At 71.7% G+C, this 23,880-nt stretch carries 13 protein-coding genes; 2 read left to right on the forward strand and 11 right to left on the reverse strand.

The features are described from left to right. Window positions 1–56: 56 nt before the first annotated feature. From ACIQI8_RS01215 to ACIQI8_RS01255, 9 genes are all read right to left on the reverse strand, one after another. Entirely contained in the window at window positions 57–1,595 is a 1,539-nt protein-coding gene (locus tag ACIQI8_RS01215) for a DUF4157 domain-containing protein (RefSeq protein WP_402343147.1), read from the reverse strand. A 25-nt stretch (window positions 1,596–1,620) separates the two neighbouring features. Further along, window positions 1,621–2,436: a LuxR C-terminal-related transcriptional regulator gene (locus tag ACIQI8_RS01220; protein ID WP_402343150.1), complete on the reverse strand. Its 816-nt coding sequence runs from the start codon at window positions 2,434–2,436 to the stop codon at window positions 1,621–1,623. A 164-nt stretch (window positions 2,437–2,600) separates the two neighbouring features. Continuing rightward, on the reverse strand, window positions 2,601–2,978 hold the full coding sequence (locus ACIQI8_RS01225; protein ID WP_402343153.1) for a toxin Doc: 378 nt from the start codon (window positions 2,976–2,978) through the stop codon (window positions 2,601–2,603). Further along, window positions 2,978–3,217, reverse strand: a complete 240-nt coding sequence (locus ACIQI8_RS01230) for a hypothetical protein (protein WP_185146375.1) — start codon at window positions 3,215–3,217, stop codon at window positions 2,978–2,980. The genes ACIQI8_RS01225 and ACIQI8_RS01230 overlap by 1 nt, the downstream gene beginning before the upstream one ends. Window positions 3,218–3,331: 114 nt before the next feature. Next, a complete protein-coding gene (locus tag ACIQI8_RS01235; RefSeq protein ID WP_402343157.1) occupies window positions 3,332–4,981 on the reverse strand; it encodes an MFS transporter in 1,650 nt (549 codons plus the stop codon). A 122-nt stretch (window positions 4,982–5,103) separates the two neighbouring features. Beyond that, window positions 5,104–5,979 (reverse strand): TauD/TfdA dioxygenase family protein, encoded by an 876-nt coding sequence (locus ACIQI8_RS01240; protein ID WP_402343160.1) that lies wholly within the window; start codon window positions 5,977–5,979, stop codon window positions 5,104–5,106. Between the two features lie 46 nt (window positions 5,980–6,025). Next, on the reverse strand, window positions 6,026–15,274 hold the full coding sequence (locus tag ACIQI8_RS01245) for an amino acid adenylation domain-containing protein (RefSeq protein WP_402343163.1): 9,249 nt from the start codon (window positions 15,272–15,274) through the stop codon (window positions 6,026–6,028). Beyond that, a complete protein-coding gene (locus ACIQI8_RS01250; protein WP_402343166.1) occupies window positions 15,274–19,368 on the reverse strand; it encodes an amino acid adenylation domain-containing protein in 4,095 nt (1,364 codons plus the stop codon). Before ACIQI8_RS01250 ends, ACIQI8_RS01245 begins: the two co-directional genes overlap by 1 nt. Window positions 19,369–19,759: 391 nt before the next feature. Then, complete coding sequence (locus ACIQI8_RS01255) at window positions 19,760–20,344, reverse strand: hypothetical protein (RefSeq protein WP_402343169.1); 585 nt, start codon at window positions 20,342–20,344, stop codon at window positions 19,760–19,762. Between the two features lie 275 nt (window positions 20,345–20,619). Here ACIQI8_RS01255 and ACIQI8_RS01260 point away from each other — a divergent pair, with 275 nt between their 5' ends. After that, the gene (locus tag ACIQI8_RS01260; protein WP_402343172.1) at window positions 20,620–21,834 is read left to right on the forward strand and encodes a glycosyltransferase; all 1,215 of its coding nucleotides are present in this window, start codon (window positions 20,620–20,622) and stop codon (window positions 21,832–21,834) included. A gap of 45 nt (window positions 21,835–21,879) precedes the next feature. After that, on the forward strand, window positions 21,880–22,266 hold the full coding sequence (locus ACIQI8_RS01265) for a signal peptidase I (RefSeq protein ID WP_402343175.1): 387 nt from the start codon (window positions 21,880–21,882) through the stop codon (window positions 22,264–22,266). Window positions 22,267–22,434: 168 nt separating this feature from the next. Here the strand turns inward: ACIQI8_RS01265 and ACIQI8_RS01270 are convergent, their stop codons facing one another. Together ACIQI8_RS01270 and ACIQI8_RS01275 are read right to left on the reverse strand one after the other, a co-directional pair. Further along, window positions 22,435–23,499: a P1 family peptidase gene (locus ACIQI8_RS01270; RefSeq protein WP_402343178.1), complete on the reverse strand. Its 1,065-nt coding sequence runs from the start codon at window positions 23,497–23,499 to the stop codon at window positions 22,435–22,437. A gap of 127 nt (window positions 23,500–23,626) precedes the next feature. Continuing rightward, a complete protein-coding gene (locus tag ACIQI8_RS01275; RefSeq protein ID WP_402343181.1) occupies window positions 23,627–23,860 on the reverse strand; it encodes a nuclear transport factor 2 family protein in 234 nt (77 codons plus the stop codon). Between the last annotated feature and the right edge of the window lie 20 nt (window positions 23,861–23,880).

Consider the following 23,880-nt stretch of genomic DNA (forward strand, 5'->3'; position numbering starts at 1 on the left):
TCCGGATCCCTGACCCGTGTCCGGATCCCTCGCCCGTGTCCGGGGGGTGCGGCGGATCACCGGGGCAGGGTGAACAGCTCGGGGTGCAGCTGCCGGGCCTTCGCCTCGTCCGTCGTCGGCGGCTTGTAGCGCTCCTGGCCCGGCAGGTTGCGCGCGACACCGTCCAGGACCGCCTGGTCGTCCACGACCTTGATGGCCTGGAGGAAGGCGGCGAGCCGTGCGGTGAACCCGGTCGGCCGGGCGGCGGCGGGCAGGGCGTTGATCGCCTCTCTGTGCTCCAGGAAGAACCGGGTGCCGAGCTGGTTGGAGACGATGTCCTCGTAGCTCCAGGCGGACTTGGCGCTGTCGGTCCAGAACTTCGAGCGCTGTACGGGGTCGAGCTGGTCGAAGAGTTCGGACTGGGCGCCGGTGAGGCTCTGCCACGCGAGGATGTCGGCGCCGAGCCGGGTGGCGGTTCCGGCGGCGGCCCGCGGCAGGACGAACAGCCCGGTCCGCGGGCCGCGGACCTGCATCAGCCGGGTCACGTCGGTGGCCGGAGGCGCGCCGAGGAGGACCTTGTCCTTCACCTTCTGCTGGCCGCGTTCGATCTCCGAGCCCTGCGCGGTCGCCCGGTCGAGCCCTCCCTGCCGGCTGCCCGCGGCCCTGACCTGGCCCTCGGCGAAGTCGATGAAGGCGAAGAAGTGCTGTCCGTCGATCCAGCCGTAGTCGCGGGAGTAGAGGTAGCGCGGGTGGGCGCTCTCCACGCCCGGCCGCTGCTCGGGCTCGGTGAAGTGCCGCAGGAAGACCGAGGTCCACACCCGGCGGGCGAGCACACCGCAGGTCACGTCGGGTTCGAAGTTCGACGTGACGCGCGACCACATGCGCAGGGTCGGGTCGGTGGCCTCCTCGCTGCGGGCCTGTCCGAGGACGCGGTCGGCCTCCCGCAGCATCTGGGTCGAGGTGGCCCGACGGGGGTACGTCGGCTCACGCAGCAGCACCCGGCCGGTGCCGAGCATGCCTGGTACCGCCGCCGCTCCGGCCACCGTGACCCGGTCCGCGTCCCGTTCCAGGGCCTCGGTGTCGGCGCCGGCCGCGCCCGGCCTGCGCTGCTGCAGGGTGTGGGCGATCTCGTGCAGCATCCGGAACCGACCGGCGGACGTGCCGGTCTCCAACTTGCCCGCGCCGAAGAAGACATGGTCGCCCACCGTGAACGCGTTGGCCCGCACTCCTGCCGCCGCCTCGTGCGCGAAGGCGTCGTCGTGCAGCCGTACCTGCCCGAGGGGCAGACCGAAGTGCGCACCCGCCCGGGACGCGATCTCGGCGGGCAGCGGGCTGCCGGAAGCCCGGGCCGCACGGACGGTGGCCGCGGCCGCCGCCGGACCATGCCGGTGGAAGGCGGCGGCCACCTGCTGTGCCGGTGCGGCGGTGACCGTCTGCTCCGCCGGTGCCACGGCGGACGCGTACGGGCTCACGCCTTCCGCGACGGCCGTGTTCCCGAGACTGCGCAGGATGTGCCCGGGCGGGGAGGTCGCCCGCGTCCGGGAGACGGGGGCCGGAGCCCTGCCCGGCGGGGACCGGTCCTGTCCCTGTGCGCCTTTCGCGGAACGCTCGAGCACCTGGCACCTCCACGCAGAGGGGGCATCAGGGCGATTGTGCGGGCACCCTTTCGCGGGCGAATGAATCCATGGGATCCGGAAAGGGACCGGTACGGGATCCGGTCCCGGCCCCCCTGCGCGTGGTGGCAACTGCCGGTGCGGGCAGGGTCATTCGGAACCCGCGCACCGCGGCGGCGACCTCGCTGCGGCTGCCCACGCCCAGTTTCTCCAGGACGTTGTGCACGTGGTTCTTCACGGTGGTCAGCTGGATGTGCAGCAGCCGCGCGATCTCCTTGTTGGCGTACCCGGACTCGAGCAGCACCACGATCTCCAGCTCGCGGGAGGTGAGCTTGGGCGCCCGCACGCCCCGGTGGACCCTGGCCAGCGCGGCCAGCCGTCCGACGAGTCCCGCGACGATACCGGCCTGGCAGCTGAACTCGCCCCGGGTCGCGGACCGGAGCGTGTCGACCAGATCCGTGAAGGAGTTCTCGTTGGTGACGTATCCGGCGATGCCCGCCTCCGCGTACGCCACCACGTCCGCGGCCCGGTCGGAGATGCCGAGCACCACACACGGCACCGCCGTGCTCTCACCCAGCCGGTACAGCGCGTCCAGGCCCGCCTCGCCGGCCATGTCCCCCGTCGCGTCGAGCAGGACGACGTCGGCGTCCGTCCCGGCCAGCAGCGACTGCGCGCACCCCACGTCGGGCGCCGTCCCCACGAGCTGTAATCCGTCCTCGCCGGCCAGCAGTCGGGCCAGGCCCTGGAGATAGATCCGGACCGGGGAGACCACCACCACCCGGATCCCCTGTCCCCCTGGCGCCCCTCTGTTCACCGCGACGTCCACACCATCCATACGGTCCATACGGCTGCATCCCCCGATGAGTACCGGCGCCGCCCGGCGGTGCGGACCTGCGTTCGCCCGGTGCGCGCCCTGTTGGCCCACCAGGCTGCTCCGCGCGAACCCGGCTGTCACGGCGCGTTCCGGTGACCGGAACAGGCCGGGGAAAGGGCCGGCGGAATATGCCGTCACACCTTCCAGGAGCGCAGTTGGTCGGCGACCGCGGGAACGCGCACCCGCGTGTCGCGGATCTTCCGCACGAGTTCGGACAGCGCGCCGTAGGGCGGGTCGATGCCTTCGCCGGACTGGGCCATGTACTGGGCCGCGACGAACGCGGCGTACAGGCTGTTGCGGTGCGGGAGCGGCTCCAGGCGGACGATCGTGTGCATGAGGGCGGCGGCCCGCCACGCGGCGTCCGGGTCCGCGGCTTCGAGGGTGGGGAGCTTGGTGCGGTGCCTGGCGACGGCCGCCACCAGGGCGGAGTAGTCGGTGACGGACATGTCCTCGTGACCGAGGGCGGACTCCTGGACGTCGAGGAGCCAGGAGACGTCGACGTTCAGGTGCATCAGGCGGCAGCGGCTCCGTCGGCGCGCTCGGCGGGCGGCACCTCGTCCGGGAAGGCGTCGTCGAACTCCTCGCGCAGCCGGTCGGCCCACGCCCCCGCGCCCGCGACGAACTGCCTGCGCTGCATCTCGCGGACACCCAGGTCGTGGAGGTACTGCTTGAGGCTCTTGCCTTCGGCCGCCGCGGCCGCGCGCACGCCTTCGAGTTCCTCGTCGGTGAAGGACACGTTCAGTGAGGGCATACGGCGATGGTACCTACTTGGTGCCTGCCATGCGAGCGCCAGGGCGGAAGGCATCTCCGGGGAGCTGTGGACCCACCTGGCTGCGGGCCGTGGTGACTCCCCCTGCCTGACGGGTCAGGAGGACGCGCCCTCCGGCCTGGGCACGGTCGGGCCGACCGACGCGTCGAAGGCGTGGGTCACCTCGGGAGTCGTACCGGGCAGGAGAAGGGCTCGGGCGCGGTCCTCGAAGCGTCGGTCGGTGCCGGTGAGACGGCTGTGGTGCTGGGCCAGGTGCTCGCCCCAGGAGCCGACAAGGTAGTTCTCGATGAAGCGGCCGGGTGCGTTGCCGTCCTGGAACAGGCCCCAGGTGAGGGCGCCGGTCCTGCGCCGGGAGCGGGCGACGTCGTCCATCGCGTCGAGGAACGCGCCGCAGTCGTCCGGCCCGACACGGTAGACGACGGAGACCAGGACCGGGCCGTCCAGCGGACCGGGCACGAAGACCAGCGGCGGGGTGGGCCAGTGGTCGGAGAGCGTGGGATCGAGCCCCTCCGTGCCGTACAGCTTCCAGCGCAGCAGGGTGAGCGCGCTCAGCAGCATCACCGCGGTGCCCGTGAGCAGGGCAGCGGTCAGTCCCAGCCACTGCACCAGAGCGCCCCACAGCGGAGCGGCGAGCGCCTGACCGCCCTGGAAGACCAGCAGATAGACGGCGAGTCCGCGCGCCCGTACCCAGCCGGGCAGGCGCGTCTGGATCGCCGCGTTGAGCGTGGACAGGACACCGATCCAGGCGAGCCCCGCGGGCAGCAGCACGAGGACCGCGAGCCAGGTGACGTGAACGGTGGCGAGGACCGCCAGGACGAGGGCGAACATGACGGCGCCGGCCGCCAACACCCCGTTGATTCCCAGCCGTCGGCGAAGCCACGGCAGCGCGAAGGCACCCGCCACCGCGCCGACCCCGACCGCACCGAGCAACAGCCCGTAGCCGCCGGACCCCATGCCCAGGGAGTCGGCCGCGATCAGCGGCAGCAGCGACCACAGCGCGGCGGCACCGGGGATGAACAGGGCCGTCCGCAGCAGCACGCGCCGGACACCGGGGGCGTTCCATACGTAGCGCCGGCCCGCGTACAGCGCGGTCAGCAGCCGTTCCCGTTCAGCCGTGGGCACCGTGGTCCTCGGCCGCCGCCACACCAACAGCACGGCCGCAATGCCGAGGAACGACACCGCGTTGAAACCGAACACCCAGCCCGCACCGGCCGCGGCGACCACGACACCGCCGAGCGCCGGGCCCACGGCACGGGCCAGGTTCATGTTCACCGCGCCCAGCGCGGACGCCTGCCCGAGCTGCTCCCGGTCCACCAACTCCGGCTGGATGGCCTGCCAGGACGGCCCCATCAGAGCGGTCCCGCAGCCGAGCAGGAAGGTCAGCGCGAGCAGGGGCGCGGGCGACAACGCATCCGCGAAGGCCAGCACCGTCAGCACGACCGACACGGCGAACATCGCGAACTGCGCGACCAGCAGCAGACCCCGCCGGTCGAACCGGTCGGCGAGCACGCCGGAAGGCAGCGCCAGCAGCACGACGGGCAGACTGGACGCCGTCTGCACCAGCGTGACGAGCGTCGCCCCGTGCCCGACCAGCAGCCACTGCGCGCCGACCGTCTGCATCCACGTGCCGATGTTCGACACGAACTGCGCGATCCACAGCGCCCGGAACACCGGTCGGGCCAACGGAGCCCACGCCGAGTCCGAGGTGGTTCGCGTGGGGCTCCCGGTCGGCGTGGTGGCGCTCATGGTGCTCCTCCCGGGACGAGACGGGCGGTGGAGGAGGGGCGTACGGCCCCGAAGTGATCGTCGGGTCACCATGGTGCCGTACGCCCGCCCGACGGGCGCGGCCGGGACGGGACCGGGAGTGGTCAGGCGTACAGGCGGGTCCCGTTCACGGCCACGCGGCGGCCGTGGCGGGTGTGCGGGAAGTAGTCCCACACGGCGTGGTGCTGCACGCTGCGGTTGTCCCAGCACACCAGCGTGCGCGGCTGCCAGTGGACCCGGCAGTGCAGCAGTGGGGTCCCGGCGATGTGCGTGTACAGCATGCCGAGCAGCGCGTCGCTCTCGGCGCGGGACAGCTGTGTGATGTGCGAGGTGTAGGGGGCGTTGACGAACAGCAGTTTCCGGCCGGTCTCCGGGTGCCGGACGACGACGGGGTGTTCGGTGCGCGGCACCTCGTACTCGGGCGGCGGTGTCTGTCCCGCGGCGACCCAGGGCAGGGCCCCGTCGTGGAGCGCGGTCAGTCCGTCCAGGAACTCCCTCATCGACGGCGAGAGCAGCTCGTAGGCGAGATGCATGTTGGCGAACAACGTGTCACCGCCACCGCTGCCGGGGACCGTGGTCAGGTACAGCATCGACCCGAGGGACGGCTCGACGTCCGCGGTGCCGTCGGCGTGCCAGCCGTTGCCGGCGACCGCCTTGGACTCCTTGGTCGCCTTGATCTCCAGGATGTAGGGGTCGGATCCCTCGACCGGCAGCGCGACGGGATGCAGTTCACCGAAGACGGCCGCGAACCTCTTGTGCTGCTCGGGGTCGATGTCCTGGTCGCGGAAGACCAGGACGTGGTGGGTCTGGAACGCGTGCTTGAGTTCCTTCTCCTGTTGGGGTGTCAGTTCCCGCGACAGGTCGAGCCCGGACACCTCCGCGCCCAGGAGCGGGGAGATCGGGGCGACGGAGAGGGTGTCGTACGGCTCGGCGGGCCGGGTCGTCAGCCGCTCGACGGCCTGCAGTGCGTAGTCCTCCATGAGGATCCTCCGTGGTTCGGTGGGGCGGGAGTTCGCGGGTTGCGGATCATGCGGAGTCGCGCGTTCTCACCGGGATGCGCGCGAGGTCGTCCTTGAGGGCGGCGGCGATCTCATGGACATGCGGCGGGGCTACGAGTTCGTAGTGGGTCGCGTCGACGCGATGAACGCCGACCGGGCCGGGCAGATGGGCGTTCCACGCGTCCGGCGAGGTGGGTTCCGGGGCCAGTGGGGTCACGTCGTCGACGGGTCGCTCGGCGAGCCACACGGTGGTCGGTGTCCGGGTGAGCCGCGGCAACCGGTGCTCGGTCATGGCCGCGAGGTTGGTACGACAGCAGCGGGCGAGCCGTTCGGCGTAGGCGCGGCCCGACTCGGTCAGGCGGTCGGTGCCGTTGCCGCCGTTGCCGGTCAGTTCGCGGGCGAAGACGGCGTCCACCTGCTGCTCGTCGTAGGCCGCGAGCCGTTCGCCGGCGCCGGGCGGTGGCGGGTCGAGGAGATACAGGGCGTGGACCGGGCGCCCGTCCGTCTCCGCGAGGGCCGCCATCGACAGGGCCGTCCACGCCCCGAACGACCAACCGGCCAGGCGTAGTCGGTGGTCGCGATCGGGGAACGCGGTCCGGACGGCCTCCAGGTAGTGCGCTGCGCGGTCGGTGATCGACCGGGCGGGCAGGTGGGGGTCGCGCAGGGCCGGGTCGGCGATGAGGCAGACGGTCAGGTGGTCCGGGAGGGCCGACACCAGTGGACGGTAGGCCTGGATGTCACCGCCGACCGGATGGACCAGGCAGAGGACGTCCCGGCCGGTGCCGCGCTGCCAGACCTCGACGTCCACCTCGGCGCCTGCCGAAGAGGTCGGGTGGATGACGGCGGCGAGGTGGTCGAGGATCTCGGCGAGGGTGACACGGTGGCTGAGCCGGGACAGCTCGATGTCGACGCCGTACCGCCGTTTCACCTCCTCGATGACCTCCAGCAGGGTCAACGAGTCGGCGCCCAGGTCGTACAGCGGTGCGGCGGGGTCGATGGCGTCGACGCCGAGCAGGTCGCGCAGCACGTCGGCGAGGTCGGTGGCGGGGTCGCCGGGTATGGGGGCGCTGTGCGCCGGGGGCGTTTTCGGGACGGGTGCCTGCCCGCGTACCCCTTCCGGCTCCTCTGCGGGTTCGTAGAAGAAGCGCGCCTCGGGCAGGGGTGTGGTGTTGACCATCAGGTGGGGCAGTTGCAGGTGCAGGGCCTGTTCGAAGACCGCCGCGCCGTCCTCGGGGGTGAGCGCGACGGCCAGGTGCTGCTGGTGGCGGGCGTCGGCGCCGAGGGCGTGGTGCGCCATGCCGACCTCCCGCCAGGCGTCCCAGCCGACACTCGTCCGGACGGTCGCGTCCGCGTCGTCCACGCCGGGAGGTGCGTACTGGGCGAAGGCATCCAGACAGGCGTTGGCCGCCGCGTAGTCGAACTGGCCGACGCCGCCGTACAGGGCGGCCATTGAGGAGCAGTAGGCCGCGTAGTGGGGACGGTGCTCGGCGATCAGCCGCTCGACGAGCAGGGCGCCCCGCAGTTTGGCGGCCGTGACACGACGGGCGTTGAGGGGATCGCGTCGGGCCAGTAGACCCCCGGCGGCTGTGCCCACCGCGTGCACTATGCCGGTGAGGTCGTCGAGATGCGGGGTCAGGCGCGCGGCGATGGTGTGCGGGTCCTCCGTGGCGAGGTCGGCCGGGACGACGGTGACCCGGTCCGCGTGGGCCCGCAGGGTGGGCGGTGCGCTGACTCCGCGGGCGAGCAGGACCACTCGGGTGCCGGGGTGGTCGAGGAGGCGTGCGGCCACAGTGGTGCCGATGCCGCCGGTACCGCCGAGGATGAGGTGGGTTCCGGGGGCGACCGGCGAGGTGGTGCGCACGGGCGCGGGGACCGGGTGGAGGGTGCGGTGCCACCAGAAGCCGGCGCGCAGGGCGACCGTCGGTCCGGTGGGGGTGTCGTCGATCAGCAGGTCGGGCAGGTGGTCCCCCCAGTCGGCCGGGTCGGGTCCCGGGAGGTCCAACCAGCGCATGCTCACGCCGAGTTCCTGGCGCGGGGTCTCGGTCGCCGCGGCGAGCAGTCCCGCTTCGGGCCTGCGGACAGCGCCGTCCACCGGCTGTGCCTGGTGGGACAGCAGCCACACGCGTGGCCGGTCCACGTCCGGGAGGTTGGCCAGGGTCCTGCTCAGCACGGCGACTGTATCGAGGCACGCCCACTGTGCGGTCTCCAGCGAACGTTCGTCGACACTGCCGTCCAACGCCAAGGGCAGGGCGTGCAACCAGTCGACGCCGGGTTCGCCGCGATCGGTCGCGCGAGCCAACAGTGCCGCGAGCTGTCGGGAGTTGACGGGATCGACCTCGTAGCGGTCGTCGCCGAGGCGGGTGAGGGTGTCGGGCACGCTGGTGCCCCGCGCCTGCACACGGATCACGCGGGCGTAGTGCCGCTCCAGGGGTCGCCACGCGTCAGGGTCCGTGCCCGGCGCGGTGACCAACACGGCGGTGCGGCGCGGCTCTTGGGAAGGTGTGGTGGTGCGGGCTCGGCGTATGCGGGTCCATTGCGGCTGGTGGAACCACTCGGTGGCGGGCAGCCGTTGCGGCGACGCGGGCGCGACCGCACCGACAGCTCGGGGGAAGTCGTACTCGGCCGTGTCGAAGGCGGGAGGCGGGAAGTCCCAGGGCGGGTTCGCAGGACCCTCGGACCAGACGAAGGTGTGCCCGGCCGTCCAGGCCGCGGCGACCGCCTGCGGGTCATGTCCCGGTTGGACAGGTCGAGTTGACGAGGCCGGCGGAGCTGCCGGGGTGAGCGAGCGCAGCCAGGCCACGGCCGACACGACGTCGGGGCAGACCGCCGCCGCCCGGTGGGCGAGCGCCGGACGTCCGGCTTGGAGATGGCGCAGTACCTGCGGGTACGTCTCGGGGTGTGCGCTCAGGTAGTCGGCGATACGGCGGCCATCCGCGCGTACGGCCGCCTCGGAACCGCCGGACAGGAGCAGGCACGGCACGGGTTCGGGTGCTGTCTGCGCGGTCGGTGCGGTGAACGCCGTCGGCGGGGCCTCGGGTTGCTCAAGCAGCAGGTGGGCGTTGGTCCCCCCGATGCCGAAGCTGCTCACGGCGGCCACCCGCGGCACGCCCTGCGGCCAGGGTTCCGCCGCTACCGGTACCCGGAACGGCCCGTCGTCGATCTCCGGGTTGAGGCGGTCGAAGTCCGCCGTGGGCGGGACGATCCCGTGGTGCACGGCGAGCACGGCCCGCACCATGCCGACGACGCCCGCGGCGGCACCGAGGTGTCCGATCTGGCTCTTCACGGAGGACAGCGCCACGCGCGCGTCGTCGGCCAGGCCGTACGCCTGGCGCAGCGCGGCCGCCTCCACCGGTTCCCCGAGTCGGGTGCCGGTGCCGTGTGCCTCCACATAGCCGAGGTCGGCGCCGGTACGGCCGCTGCGGTGCAGGGCGGTGCGGATCGCGGCACGTTGTCCGGCCAGGGCGGGCGCGCTGTAACTGAGCTTGTCCGAGCCGTCGTTGTTGATGCCGGAGCCGGTGATGACGGCGTAGACGGTGTCCCCGTCCCGGCGGGCGGCGGCGAGGGGCTTGAGGACGACCACGCCGGTGCCGCTGGCTCCGACGGTGCCGGCGGCGTCCGCGCTGAAGGGCCGGCAGTGGCCGTCCGGGGAGAAGATGTGCTGCGGCCGGTAGGTGTAACCGTCGGTCAGGTCGCGGTCGACGAGGACACCGCCCACGAGCATCACGTCCGCGTCGCCCTGCCGGAGCATCCCGGCGGCGATGTGCACGCCGACCAGCGAGCTGGAGCATGCCGACTGCACCGTGAAGGCGGGGCCCGTCAGGCCGAGATGGTAGGCGGCCTTGGTGGCCAGGAAGTCCTTCTCGTGGTGCAGCGCCAGCCGGAAGGTGTCGGGCAGTTCGGCCGGGTCGGCCTCGCGCAGCATCCGCTGGAAGTAGGTGTTCTCGCCGCAGGCGGCCACGAGTCCGACGCGACCGGCCAGGGGGGCGCCGATGCCCGCGTGCGCGAGTGCCTCGACGCAGTTCATCAGGAGGTGCCGCTGTTGGGGGTCCATCAGCCGGGCCTCGTGCGGGCTGATCGTGAAGCGGCCCGGGTCGAAGTCGAGCAGCCCCGCCATCTGGCTGCGGGCACCGACCAGGCCGTCGGCCGCCGGAAAGTGCTCGATGCCTCGGTCACCGGAGACGATCAGGTCCCAGAAAGCGGCCAGGTCGGGGGCGCCCGGCAGGCGTACGGCCATCCCGATGACGGCGATGGGCTCCTCGGCCCGCTCCCCCACCGGGCCGGTACCCACCGACGCCGGCTCAGGGGTGACCGCGCCCCGCCGGTCCAGGAGACGGGCCAGGGCGCGAAGGCTGACGTGCTCGAACAACTCCGGCACCGTGAAAGCGAGTCCGTCCTCGCCCGCACACCGCAGTTGGAAGCGCATCAGATCCAGGCTCGTCGCGCCCGCGTCGAAGTACCGCTGCTCAACGGCGATCGCCTTGCCGGTCACCGTCTCGAACAGCGCGGCCAGCCGCCCTTCGAGCGGCGACAGCACCGAGGCCGTCGCGGGGGCCGGGCTCAACTCACGGCCGGGGGCGGTGAGTGCCGCCTGCCGATCCAGCTTGCCGCTCGGCGTGCGGGGCAGTTCGGTCAGGCGACGGAAGCGGCCGACGCGTATGTAGGCAGGCAACTGACCGGCCAGATGGTCTGTGAGTTCCGCGATGTCGGGATCACCGCCCCGACACTGCAGGCATGCCACCAGCCGACCGTCCGCCACGACGGCGACCGCGTTGGTCACACCGGGGAACTGGAGCAGAGCGGCCTCGACCTGCTCCAGCTCCAGCCGGTGCCCGCCGAGTTTGACCTGGGCGTCGTCCCGACCCGCGTAGTGCAGCAGGCCGTCGGAATCAAAGCGGGCCAGATCACCGGTGCGGTAGAAGAGCCCCAGGTCGGGATCGTCGGTGAAGCGGTCACTGTGTGGCGCCTCGGGGCCGAGGTAGCAGCGGTTGGCCATCAGTCCGCCGATGAGCAACTTGCCGGTGACGCCCGGCGGGACGGGGTGGCCGCCTTCGTCGACGATCCGCAGGACGGCGTTGGCGACCGGGCGCCCGATCGCCGGGCGCAGCGGCCAGGCGGCGGGGTCACCGTCGAGGCACAGGCCGCTGGCGACGTGGGTCTCGGTGGGGCCGTAGTGGTTGAACAGGCGGGCGTCCGGCAGCCCCGCGAACCAGCGGCGGATCGCGTCGGTGCACACCAACTGTTCGCCCGCCGTGACGACTTCGCGCAGCCGCGACGGGAACCGCCCGGTGCGTACTCCGTGTTCGGCGAGCAGCTGGAGGGCGACATACGGCAGGAAGATCCGTTCCGCTCCCCCGGTCTCCAACTCCCGCAGCAGGGACGGGACATCGTGCCGCCAGGCGGGTCGCACCAAGCGCAGCAGGCCACCGGAGCACAGGGTGGTGAAGACCTCCTGGAAGGAGACGTCGAAGGACAGCATGGAGAACTGCTGCGTGACGGCGGGCCCGCGCAGGCCGCCATCGGTGCGCTGCCAGGTCAGGAGGTTGCACAGAGTCCGGTCGGGGACCTGGACTCCCTTGGGGGTACCGGTGGAGCCGGACGTGAACAGGGTGTACAGCGGGCGCAGCCCCTGGTGGGTGGGCGGTTCGGGCGGCGTGGCCGTGGGAGCGGTGGCGAGCGCGACGGTGTGCCGTGGCAGGGAGGGGGGCGCGATCGCGGCGAGGACGTCCTCGTCCTCGGGCGCCAGGAGCACGCACAGGGGGTCGGCCTGGTCGAGCACCTGTCGCAGCAGAGGCGGCGGGTACGCGGGGTCGAGGGGGACGACGGTGAGGTTGAGGCGGGCGGCCGCCAGGAGCGCCACGATGTGTTCGACGGAGGGGTGGAGGTAGAGCGCCACGGCCGCCGGCGCGGCGGGATCGGCCGGGATGCGGAGGCGGGTGCGCAGGCCGGCGGCCAACTCGGCTGCCTGGGCGTCGAGTTCGGCGTAGGTGAGAGTCGACTCTCCGGTGGTGACGGCCGGGGCGTGCGGGGTGCGGGCCGCCTGCCGGGCGAAGCCGTCGGCGACGGTGGTGAAGTCGGGTGTCCGCTGGGGGCCTCTGCCGTGGTCGGGCAGTGAGCGGCGGTAGGAGGCGACAAGGTCGTGCAGGGTGAGGCCGGTTTCGCCGGTGTCGCCGGTCAGGTGGTCGAGAGTCTGGCGGAAGAGCTGGGCGGCGGCTTCGGCGCGCTCGGCCCCGATGTCGTCCCGGTACTCCCAGAGGCAGTCGAACCCGCCCTCGTGCTCGACCACCGACAGGGTGAGGGCGCACTTGGCACCCAGCGGCTCGCGCCACACCGGCCGTACCTCACAGCCGTCCAGCCGCAGTGCCGAGAACTCGGTGTTCTCCAGCACGAACAGGTAGTCGAACAAAGGCGTTCGCTCACGGAAGGCGCGGTCCGCGAGGACGTCGGCGAGAGCGACCTCCTGATCCCGCAGCACGGCGGACACGGCGTGGGAGTGGGCGGTGAGCTGGGCGTCCAGCGAGCGGTGCGGCTCCATCGGCAGGTCCAGGAGCACGGTGTTGGCGAACATGCCGACCGTTTCCGCGAATTCGGGTCGCGGCCGGTTCGCCACGGGCGCGGCGATCAGCGGACGGTCCTGCCCGGTGACGCCGTACAGACCCGCGGCGAACGCGGACACAAGCAACTGGAATCTCGTCAGGCCCAGTTGGGCGGCGCGACGGTCCAGTGCGCCGCGGCGGACCAGGTCGAGCGAGGTGCGCAGCAGCCGGGCCTGCGGCACGGCGGTCGCATCGGGGGCGGGCAGAGCAGCGGACGGTTCACCGTCGCGGCCGTAGTGGGAGCGCAGCCGCTCGCGACGGTCCCGGTAGGGAGCGCTCGTGTGCCAGGTGCGCTGCCAGTGGGCGAAGTCCAAGGGCGTGAGGACGGAGGGCTGTTGGGCACCACCGGCGGCGTACACCTCCGCGAGATCGCGAAGGAGGAGGCTGAGCGACCAGCCGTCCACGGAGACGTGGTGCAGGTGCAGCAGGAGCATCCCGCCGTCGGCCTGTGCCACCCAGGCGACCCGCAGCATCCGAGCGTCCGCGAGGTCGAAGCGGTGGCCGAAGAACCGGTCGGCGGCGTCCTGCCACTCCTCTCCCGGACGCCCTTCGAGTGGTTGCCAGGGGTCATAGGTCTCGGCGGTCTGCTGAATCAGTCCGTGCGGGGTGGGCACCAGCCCGGTGCGCAGGGCCACGTGCCGTTCGACCAGGGCGCGCAGCGCGCGACGCAGGGCGGCGGTGTCGACGCTGCCGTGGACGCGGAACGCGAGCGGCACGTCGTAGGAACGGTCTTCGGGCTGTCGCTGGTGCAGGAGCCAGAGGCGTTCCTGCTCGCTGGTGGCCGGTGCGCTCGGTTCGCTCGCGGGGCCGGGCACGGGCGGGTGTTCTCCTCCGGCCGCGTCCGGTGCGTGGACGGCGTCCGCGAGGGCGGCGAAGTCGGCCGTCAGGACCAGGTCCTGGGGCAGGTCGACGGCGAAGCGCCTGAGGATCTCGAAGCGGAAGCGCAGCGCCTTCAACGAGTCGCCGCCACTGGCCGCCCAACGGTCACCGGGACGCAGTCCGTTGACGGCGAGGATCTCCTCGGCGATCTCCAGCACGCGCCGCTGCTCGGCACTGACGGGTGCATCGCCGCCCCGCGTGCCGCGCCACGAGGTCCGGGCGTCGCGCAGCAGCTCGGCCTGGTCGACCTTCCCATTGGCGTTGCGCGGCAGTTCGGCGACGAGGTGGGTGTGATGGGGGCGCATGTACGAAGGCAGCGCGGCGGCAAGATGACGGTCGTAGGCCTCGTAGGCGTGGTCGTCGTCCAGGGCGTCGTCCCCCAGGACGAGGAAGGCGAGGAGTTCGCCCCGGCCCGCGTCGTCCCGGCGCGTGCACACGTAGGCCTGGCGGACGGCGGGGTGCGCCAGGATCTGCCGCTCCACCTCTCCCGGTTCGATCCGGAAACCGCGCACCTTGACCTGTCGGTCCGCCCGGCCGACGTAGGTGATCCGGCCTTGGGTGTCCTGGCGTACGAGGTCGCCGGTCCGGTACCAACGCCGTTGCGCGCCCTTTGTGTTCGGCAGTTGGACGAAGCCGCGGGCGGTCTGCTCCGGGAGGTTGCGGTAGCCGCGGGCCAACGCGGGTCCGGACAGCAGTAGTTCGGCCACCTCGCCTGGTTCGGCGGTCCGGTCGTCCTCGGTGCGCAGCAGCATGCCGGTGCCCGGCAGCGGGGTGCCGATGGGGATCGTGTCGCCGACGAAGTCCCGTGGGATCGCGTGGCACAGGGCGAAGGTCGTGGCTTCCGTCGGCCCGTACACGTTGTGGAGGACGGTGCGGGAGGCGGGATTGGCCGCGTACCAGCGGCGGATGATCGGTGCGTTGAGCTGTTCGCCACCGACGAGTACCTGTTCGGCGGCGGCGAAGCAGTCCGGCACCTGCTCGACGACCGCGTTGAAGAGGGCGACCGTGATGAACAGGGTGTCGACGCGGCGCTCGCCGAGTACTCGGGCCAGTTGGTGCGGGCTGTTCACCTGGGTGTCGTCGAGTACGACGCAGACGCCTCCGGTGAGGAGCGGTACCCACACCTCGAAACTGAGGGCGTCGAAGGCGGGGTTGGACAGACAGGCGTAGCGGGCGCCGGGCCGTAGGCCGATGTAGCCGGGCCGGGCCAGCCGCAGCACTCCGTCGTCGGTGACCTCGACGCCTTTGGGGCGTCCCGTGCTGCCGGAGGTGTAGAAGACGAAGCCCGTGGCCGTGTCGCCGGGACGCCCGGGTGCCACGGCGGGCGGGCCGGACCCCTCGGCCGGCTCGGCATCGGCGCTCAGGAGCAGATCGGCGTCCAACACCGCCGCCCGCGAGGGCTGTTGGATGCCGAACCGGCTGTCGTGGACGACGGCGACGGCGCCCGAGTCGTCGAGGATGTGCCGCTGCCGGTCGGGCGGGCTGAGCCGGTCCAGAGGGACGACGGTGGCTCCGGCACGGCGGATGCCGAGCATGACACAGACCAGTTGCCACGAGCGGGGCAGGCACACGGCGACCGCGTGCCCGGGGCGAACTCCCTGGGCACGCAACCGGGCGGCCACTCGGCCGCTGACCCGTTCGAGTTCCGTGTAGTCGAGGACTCGGTCGCCGTCCTCGACGGCGACGGCGGAGGGGGTGCGGCGTGCCTGATCCAGTACGGCGTCGGCGAGGGATGTGGACTCCGCGGCGGCCGGGGTGGCGGGACGGCGTCCTGACGGGGAGTCGCCGGTGGGTCGCAGGCCCATCACGCCTCCCGTATCGACAGCGCCAACCGGTCCGACTGGTAGGCCAGTTCGGCACTCAGCAGTGCTCCGACCTGAGTCACGCCGACACCCTCCAGGATCTCCCAGTGGTCGCACTCCATCGTTTCGACGCAGTACTCGCCCTCCGCGCGGCGCCGCCAGAACTCGCGCACCTGGGCGTGGAAGGGGGTGTCGATGCCGTCCGGTACACCCTGTGCGAGGACCAGGCGCGTCGGGGACGCCGCCGGGAGGTGTTGGCGTGCGGTGAGCCGGTTGTGGTTGTAGAGGTGGAAATAGCGCTCGACCTGGGCGTCGTCGATGCCGGGATACATCCCGTTGAACCGCACGAGTTTGTCGCGGAACTCGGCCTCGTCGACAGCGCCGATCTCCTCGCGGGCGGAGGCGTCGTCGGTGGCCTGGGTGTCGAGGAGGACGACGCTGACGGCACGGTGTCCGGCGCGGGCCAGGATGCGACCCATCTCATGGGCGACGAGACCGCCGTAGGACAGGCCGGTCAGCACCAACGGCGCCTCGCTGAGGGATGTCCCGTCCAGGGGTGTCCCGTCCGGCGTTGCCTCGACCGGGAGTCCGAGCAGACGCAGGTACTCCTCGGCCATGGCCTCCACGGTGGGCAGGAGTTCCTCGCCGGGGTTCACGCCCGGGGACTGGATGCCGTACAACCCGACCTGTTCGGGCAGGAGTTCAGCCAACGGCAGGTAGCAGAAGGCGGTGCCTCCGGCGGGGTGGACGCAGACCACGCGCGGGCCCGTGCCGGAACGGAACTCGATGAGGTTGCCCGGGGCGCGGGAGGTGTCGTCCTCACGCAGCAGCTCGGCCAGGGCTTCGATGGTGGGCCGCGTCATCACCTCGGCCACGGGGAGCCGGCGGCCGAACGTCTCGGTGACGGCGTGGGCCATCTTGATGGCCGACAGTGAAGTGCCGCCGATCTCGAAGAAGTTGTCGCTGACGCCGATGTCGGGGTGGAGCAGGATCCGCTGCCAGATCCGGTACAGGCCGTGTTCGACATGGTCGCGCGGACTGGCCGTGTTGACCTGGTCGGACGTCGACTGATGGGCCAGGCGCAGCAGTTCGGTCCTGTCGAGCTTGCCGCTGCGGTTGAGTGGCAGGGCGTCGAGGTCGAGGAAGACGGCAGGGATCATGTAGTCGGGCAGTCGGCGGGCGAGGGCGGTACGCCAGTCGTGGCCGGTGCGGGCCGGTGCCGTGCCGCGGCCGATGCCGGCGACCAGGCGGGGCTGGCCCGCCGCGTCGCGGTCGACGACGACCGCGGCCTCGCGGACGCCGGGCAGAGCCATCAGCGCCGCCTCGACCTCGGCGGGCTCGATCCGGAAGCCGCGGAGTTTGACCTGGTCGTCGGCGCGTCCCAGGTAGTGGGCCGCGCCGTCCGGCAGCCGGCGGGCGAGGTCTCCGGTGCGGTAGATCCGCTCGCCGGGCACGAACGGATCGGGCAGGAAGCGTTCCTTGGTGAGGTCGGGGCGGCCCAGATAGCCCCGGGCCAGGGACGCTCCGCCGAGGTACACCTCCCCCACCACGCCGGGCGGGACGGGCTCCATGCGGCTGTCGAGCAGATACATACGGGTGCCGGGCAGCGGACGGCCGATGGGACAGGGCCGCTCCAGCGGGCGCGGGTCGTAGTGGGCGGTGCTGTAGAGGGTCGCTTCGGTGGGTCCGTAGCCGAAGCAGACCCGGAGGCCCGGGAGGTGCCGCGTCATGCGGTGCAGCGCGGCTTCGGTGAGCGACTCGACTCCCGTCAGCAGCTTGCGCAGGTGAAGCCCGCGCAGTCGCACCGCGGGGTCCTCGTCGATCCACTTGACGTAGGCGGGCGGCAGGAACGCCTGGGTGACCGCGTGTTCACACATCCACGACAGCAAGGCCTCGGGGTCCCCGCGCAACTCCTCGGGGACGATGTGCAGTTCGCCGCCGGTGGTCAGGGGCAGCAACAGTTCATGGATCGAGGCGTCGAAGCCGATGCTGGACCATGCGGAGCCGACCTCGCCGGCGGCCGTGCCCATACGGCCGTGCCAGGTGGCGAAGAGGTTGAGGACACTGCGGTGTTCCACCGCCACGCCCTTGGGCCGTCCCGTCGATCCGGAGGTGAAGATCACGTAGGCCAACCGGTCGGACGCGTGGCCGACGCCCGCCGGCGGGCCCGACTGGCTTACCCCCTCGGCTTCCACGTCGCTCAGGTCGAGCCATCCTCCGCCGCGCTCCGCACTGTCGTGGTCGCTCAACACGATCGGGCAGGCGGCGTCCTCGACCATGGTGGCGAGGCGTTCCAAGGGCTGCCCCGGGTCGAGCGGGAGGTAGGCGGCGCCCGCCTTGAGGATGCCGAGGATCCCGACCGCCAGGTCGCAGGAGCGTTTCGCGTGCAGGCCCACGACATCGCCGGGGCGGACGGACCGGGCGACGAGGGCGTGCGCGAGGTGGTTGGCTCGGCGGTCGAGGGCCGCGTAGTCCAGCGAGCGGTCCCGGTCCACGACCGCGGTGTGCGCGGGGCGCTCGCGGGCCTGGGTCTCGAAGAGTTCGACGAGTCCGGACGCCGCACGCAGGGCGGCCTCCGTCGGGTCGGATCTCAGATCGGGGCCGCCCGGATCGGTGCCGGCACCGGCGACCCGCGTGGCATCACCGTCCAGCAATACCTGCCGGCGCTCCTCCGGCTCCATCAACTCCAGTGCACGGATGTCCCGTTCGGGGTGGCGGGCCATGTCGGTGAGCAGCAGTCGCAGGTGACCGGCCCAGCGCCGGGCGGTGGCCTGGTCGAGAAGCGCCGTCGCGTAGTCCAGATACCCGGTGATACGGCCGTCGGACTCGGTCGCCGACACGGCGAGGTCGAACTTGGCCGGGGCGTGGACGATCGGCAGCGGATGGGCCTCGACTCCGGGCAGGTGCAGCAGGTCCTGCCGCTCGGGCACCCAGGCCAGCATGGTCTGGAACAGCGGTGTGCGCGAGGCGCTGCGCGGCGGGTTGACCAGTTCGACGATGCGCTCGAAGGGCAGGTCCTGGTGAGCGAGTGCCTGGCGTACGACGGCGCGGGTACGGGCGAGCGCCTCGGAGACGGTGAGGGAGCCGGACAGATCGATGCGCAGCGGCAGGGAGTTGACGAGGAAGCCGATGATGCCGGCCGCTCCCGGACCCCGCCGGTTCGCGAACGGGCTGCCGACAACGATGTCGTCCTGCCCGGACAGACGTGACAGCAGAATGGCCCAGCCGGTCAGCACGGCCACGAAGGAGGTGGCCCCGTGCCGTCGGGCCAGGGCGCGGAGTCCGGAGGTGATCTCGGCGTCCAGGCCGAACTCGGCCCGCCCGCCCTCGTATTGCTGTTCCGGTGGGCGTGGCCGGTCGGTGGGCAGTTCCAGGACGGGCGGCGCGTCCTGGAGCGCGCGCCGCCAGTAGTCCTCCTGGGCACCGAGCCCACCGTCGAGGACAGCCCGGTGCTGGGCGCTCGCGTGGTCGGCGAACTGCACCTCCAGCGGAGGCAGCGGGTTCGGGGCGTCGACCGAGAACGCCTGGTAGAGCTGACCGAGTTCGTCCATCATCACGTTCATCGAGACGCCGTCGTAGATGCTGTGATGGAACGTCAGCAGGAGTACGTGACGCTCGGGGCCCACGGCGAGCAGACGGCCTCGCCCGAGCGGCCCGGCCTCCAGGTCGAACGGCTGCTGCTCCTCGTCGAGTTGGCGAGCGGCCACGCGCGCGTCCGGATCCTCAGCAGCGGCGAGGTCCTCGAAGGTCAGGGCAAATCCCGTACCCGGCGGGCCGATGTGCTGGCGTACCTCCCCCTCGCCGTCCACCAGCCGTGTCCGAAGCACCTCGTGACGGTCCGTCAGCGCGTCGAAGGCGCGCGCCAGCAGGTCACGGTCGAGCGGTCCGGTCAGGGAGAAGGCGATCGTCTCGTTGTACGCGGCGTTCGCGCCCGGCAGTTGGGCCAGGAACCACAGTCGCTGCTGGGCGAAGGAGGCGGGCCGGACACGGGTCTCCCGTTCGGCACCGTCCGCGGCCGTACCGGCGGACGCGCCGGCCGGACCGGCGGACGCGCGTGGAGTAGGAACAGCGGGGACAGGGTGGGGGGTGCTCTGCACCGGCAGTACCTGGCCTTCCCTGGGTGCGGGACTGGGTGACGGCGGGCGGGACACACCGGGATCACCGGTCTGTCGACGGTCCGGAAGAGGCGCGCCCACCGGCGGGCGTCGTAGGGGCGGAGGGTGGGGGCCGGCGGCCGGGACGGGCACGTACCGTCACCGCGGGGCGAGTCCACAGGGCGAGTCGGCGGAAAGCGGCCCGGTGATTCGACAATTCGATTCCCGAAACCTCCGGCCAGTTACTTGGTCACACCATTTTCTGGCTCACTCGAATTTCCTTCCGACCCCCGTGACACAGCCGTAAGCATCGATCAGGTCTCAGGACATGTCAACACTTGACATTCCGGGGATCCCCACAAATGGGTTGTACCGAAAGAGCTTTCATGGGGAGTCAGGCCGCCGCCGTGTTGTAGTTGACGATTCGCTCCACCATGTGCGCGACCGCACCGGGCAGGGGACTGGCCGCACCTTTGCTCACCACGTCGGGCAGCCGGTGCGCCTCTTCCTCGGCGACCGCCACCATGCCCCAGAACGCGTTGAACTCCGAGGGATCCGCCGGCTTGTCGATGGCCGCGCCCACTCTCGCGACGCCGTCTTCCTCGACCACGGCCAGCGCGCCCATCTGCCGCAGTGTGTCGGGGTCCCGCTCTTCGGCGGCCACGACGCTCCAACCCGACACCTCCGTGTGCCGTACCGCGGCGAGCAGGCTGCCGGCACTGCCCGCGCCGGAGACAACGATGTCGGGCAGGACGAGGGCCACCGGCCCCTGCGTCATCGGCAGGGCAATTCGGATCGCACCGTCGAGATCGGGTTCAAATGACTGGTCTTGGTGGACAAAGACCATTTGAAAGATTTCGGCGTAGCGCACGAGATAACTCACGGTGTCCAGTTTGTGCGTGCCGAATACGACGACCACGCGCACGTCGAGTCCGCTCTTGGCCAGTTCGACAACGGCCTCCAGGCTGCGGTCCAGCACGGTGACTCCAGGCGCCAGACAGTGCAGTTCCTTCGAGTAGGGCGCCCTGAAACGCGTTCCGAATCCGGCGCAGGGCAATATGATCGAAACATCGGGGACGGGCACAGACGAACTCCGCATTGCGTGGCCCTCAGCTTGTGTCGACGATCGGGAACCGGCGCTGTCCGGTGTCGTCCTGCCTCCAACTCCATTGCGACGACGCTCACTTGATCGTGCCCCCGGACAACGCGACGTATGCTGCCCGTTCGGGAAGCCGGAACGGAAGAGGACGCCGAATGCGGGTGCTGCTGTCCACCTACGGAACGCGTGGCGATGTCGAACCGCTGGTGGCCCTCGCGGTGCGGCTCCAGGAGCTCGGCGTGGAGGTGCGGATGTGCGCCCCGCCGGACGAGGAGTTCGCCCAGCGCCTGGCAGGTCTCGGCATGGAACTGGTGCCGGTCGGCCCCCCGGTGCGGGAGGTGATGCGCGGGACGAGTCTGCCGTCGGCCGCGGACCTGGCCCGGTACCGCACCGAGATGGTCGACACACAGTTCGACGTCTTCCCCGGGGCCGTCGACGGATGTGACGCGCTGGTGGCGGCCGGCCTGGCGCAGATCGCCGCGCGGTCCGCGGCCGAGGCCTCGGGCATCCAGTACGTGTACGCGAGCTACTCGGCGGTCAATCTGCCGTCGCCGTACCACGCGCCGCCACCGCGGCCGGGGTGGCCGGAGCCGGACGCGACGGACAACCGGACGCTGTGGGAGCTGGACGCCCAGAACGTGAACGCGCAGTTCGCCGGGCCGCTCAACGGCCATCGGGCGGCGCTCGGTCTGCCACCGGTGGACAACGTCCGCGACCACGTCTACTCCGACCGGCCGTGGCTGGCGGCGGACCCCGTCCTGGGACCGTGGCGGGAGACCCCGGGCCTCGACGTGATCCAGACGGGTGCGTGGAGCCTGCCGGACGAACGCCCGCTCCCGGCCGAGTTGGAGACATTCCTGGACGCGGGCGCACCGCCGGTCTACGTGGGCTTCGGCAGCATGCGTCCGGCGCCGGACATCGCCCGCCGGGCCGTCGAGGCGATCCGCGCCCAGGGCCACCGCGTGCTCGTCTCCCGCGGCTGGGCGGACCTGGACCTGGCCGACGACCGGGACGACCTCTTCACCATCGGCGAGGTCAGCCATCAGCGCCTCTTCGGGAGGGTGGCCGCGGTGGTCCACCACGGCGGCGCGGGCACGACGCTGACGGCAGCGCGGGCGGGCGCGCCCCAGGTCGTGGTGCCTCTCCAACTGGCGGACAACCCGTACTGGGCGGGCCAGGTGGCGGACCTGGACATCGGCGCGGCACTCGACGGTCCGGCTCTGACCGACGAGTCCCTGAAGGTCGCGGTCAAGACGGCACTCGCCCCCGAGACCCGGGCGCGCGCAAAGGCCCTGAGCGACAAGCTCCGCACCGACGGAGCGGCGGTGGCCGCGCGCCGGTTGCGCGATGCACTGCTCCGGAAGAGCTGATCACCCTGCGACCCGCGCGGTGGCCGACTGCTAGCGTTCGGGCACATGGACGACGGCGTGTATGTGGGCAACGCGGGTAAGGACGCCGCGCTGGACCGGGGTTGGCTGCTCGGGCACTTCAAGGACCCCGGCGATCCTCGCCACAGCGACGCCCTGGAGATCAAGTGGGGCGTCCACCCGCGCGGCGAACAGCGAGCGCAGTGGGTGAAGGGCGAAGTGCGCACCGCTCTCCTCGTTCTCGTCACGGGTCGCTTCCGTATGGAGTTCCCCGGCCGCAGCGTGCTGCTGGAGGACCAGGGCGACTATGTCGTGTGGGGCCAGGGAGTGGATCACTCCTGGGTCGCGGAGGAGGAGTCGGTGGTACTCACCGTGCGCTGGCCCTCCGTACCGGGATACGCCGTACCGCACGAGGAAGAGCGGACGAGTACGTAGGGCCGAATCCCGTCCCGCCCGTCACCGAGCCCTGTCCAACCTCACTTACGCCGGCCGCGGTTGGTCGAATCGCCCACGCCACCCTCGGGTCTCGGCCGGGTCTGTGACGGGGGCAACGGGCGCCATGTATGGAGTCAAGGGCTGCGGGTACGGTCCTGCTGTCGCCGCTCAGCCGAGCAGCGCCAAGAGCGGTGCCGCGGGCAGCGGGTGACGCGTGTGGCCGTCCGGACCCGTGGTCGTCGATGCCATCAACAAGGAATTCAGCACTGCCTCCTCCACCGCGTCGAGCACGGCGGTGAAGAGCGGGTCGAGACGGTCGTCCGACACCACGGCGGGCCCGGCAGGCGTTCCCAGGGGGCGGGTCCCCAGGGCGAGTCCGTAGTCGCCGCTGCCATGGCCGTACCCGGCGCCGACCCTGGCCAGCCCGTAGACGGCCCTGCGCGCCAGCCGGGTCAACTGCCGTGCGTCCAGCGGCGCGTCGGTGGCGACCAAGACCATGCACGACCCTGTCTCCGGACCCGCCTCCACCACCGGTACGCCGACATCCGCGGGAGTGACCGTACGGCCCCGCACCCGCAACGTGCCCCCGAAGTTGGCCTGCACCAGGACCCCGAGCGTCACGTACGAGCCCGCCAAGGGCACGCGCCGCGACGACGTACCGATACCGGCCTTGAACCCGAGAGCCGTCAAGCCGGTGCCCCCGCCGACGCATCCCTCGGCCACCGGACCGCCCGACGCGGACTCGAGCGCGGCCCGGACATGCTCCTCACGGACCGGACGCGACCGGATGTCGGACAGCAACCCGTCGTTGCACTCCCCCACGACCGGATTCACACTCCGTACGCCGGCCCCCTCGGGACACTCCAGCATCCAGCCCACCAGGGCGTCCGCAACGCAGAACGCGGACAAGGTCGAGGTGAGCAGCACCGGCGTCTCCAGCGCGCCGAGTTCGGCTATCTGGGTGGCGCCGATCAGCTTGCCGTAGCCGTTGCCCGCGAACACGCCGGCCGGCAGCGGACGGCTCGGCCCCACCCCCGCCGGCACGATCGCGGTCACACCGCTGTGCACCCGGGGCGGACGGATCAGCGTCGTGTGTCCGACGCGGATACCGGGCACGTCGGTGAGGGCGTTGTGCTCGCCCGTGGGCCCGTCCCCGGTGACAAGGCCGAGGTCTCGCGCTCTGTGCGGGGCAGGGGGCGAGGACTGAGGGGGATCCGGGAAGGGCACGCGCATGTCCGGAGCCTATCGACGCGACCGGCGCGGCTACGTCTGTCCTCCGCAGGCGTCCCACCGTGACTGACGCCTATGGACGTCCCCCGCAGACGGAGCACACCTCCTCAAGAAGCCCTGTGCCGGCAGCTCAGTCGCTCATGGCGTCGCGGACGAGGGCGGTGTCGACGAACTGCTCGAAGCGGACGATCAGCGCGCCGCGGACCACGAAGTGATGGGCCACGCGGACGTTGATGGATTTTCCCGTGGCCTTGTTGACCGCGGTGTAGCGGGCCATCTCCGTCCACTCCACGTCCGGGGCGAGCGTCGCGCGCAGGGCTTGCAGATCACCGGCCGCCGAGGCCAGGTACTGGCGGCGGACCACGTCGGCCGGTGCGTCGGAGG

It is taken from the genome of Streptomyces sp. NPDC092369, from assembly GCF_044755245.1.
In the GTDB taxonomy this organism is placed as follows: Bacteria; Actinomycetota; Actinomycetes; order Streptomycetales; family Streptomycetaceae; genus Streptomyces.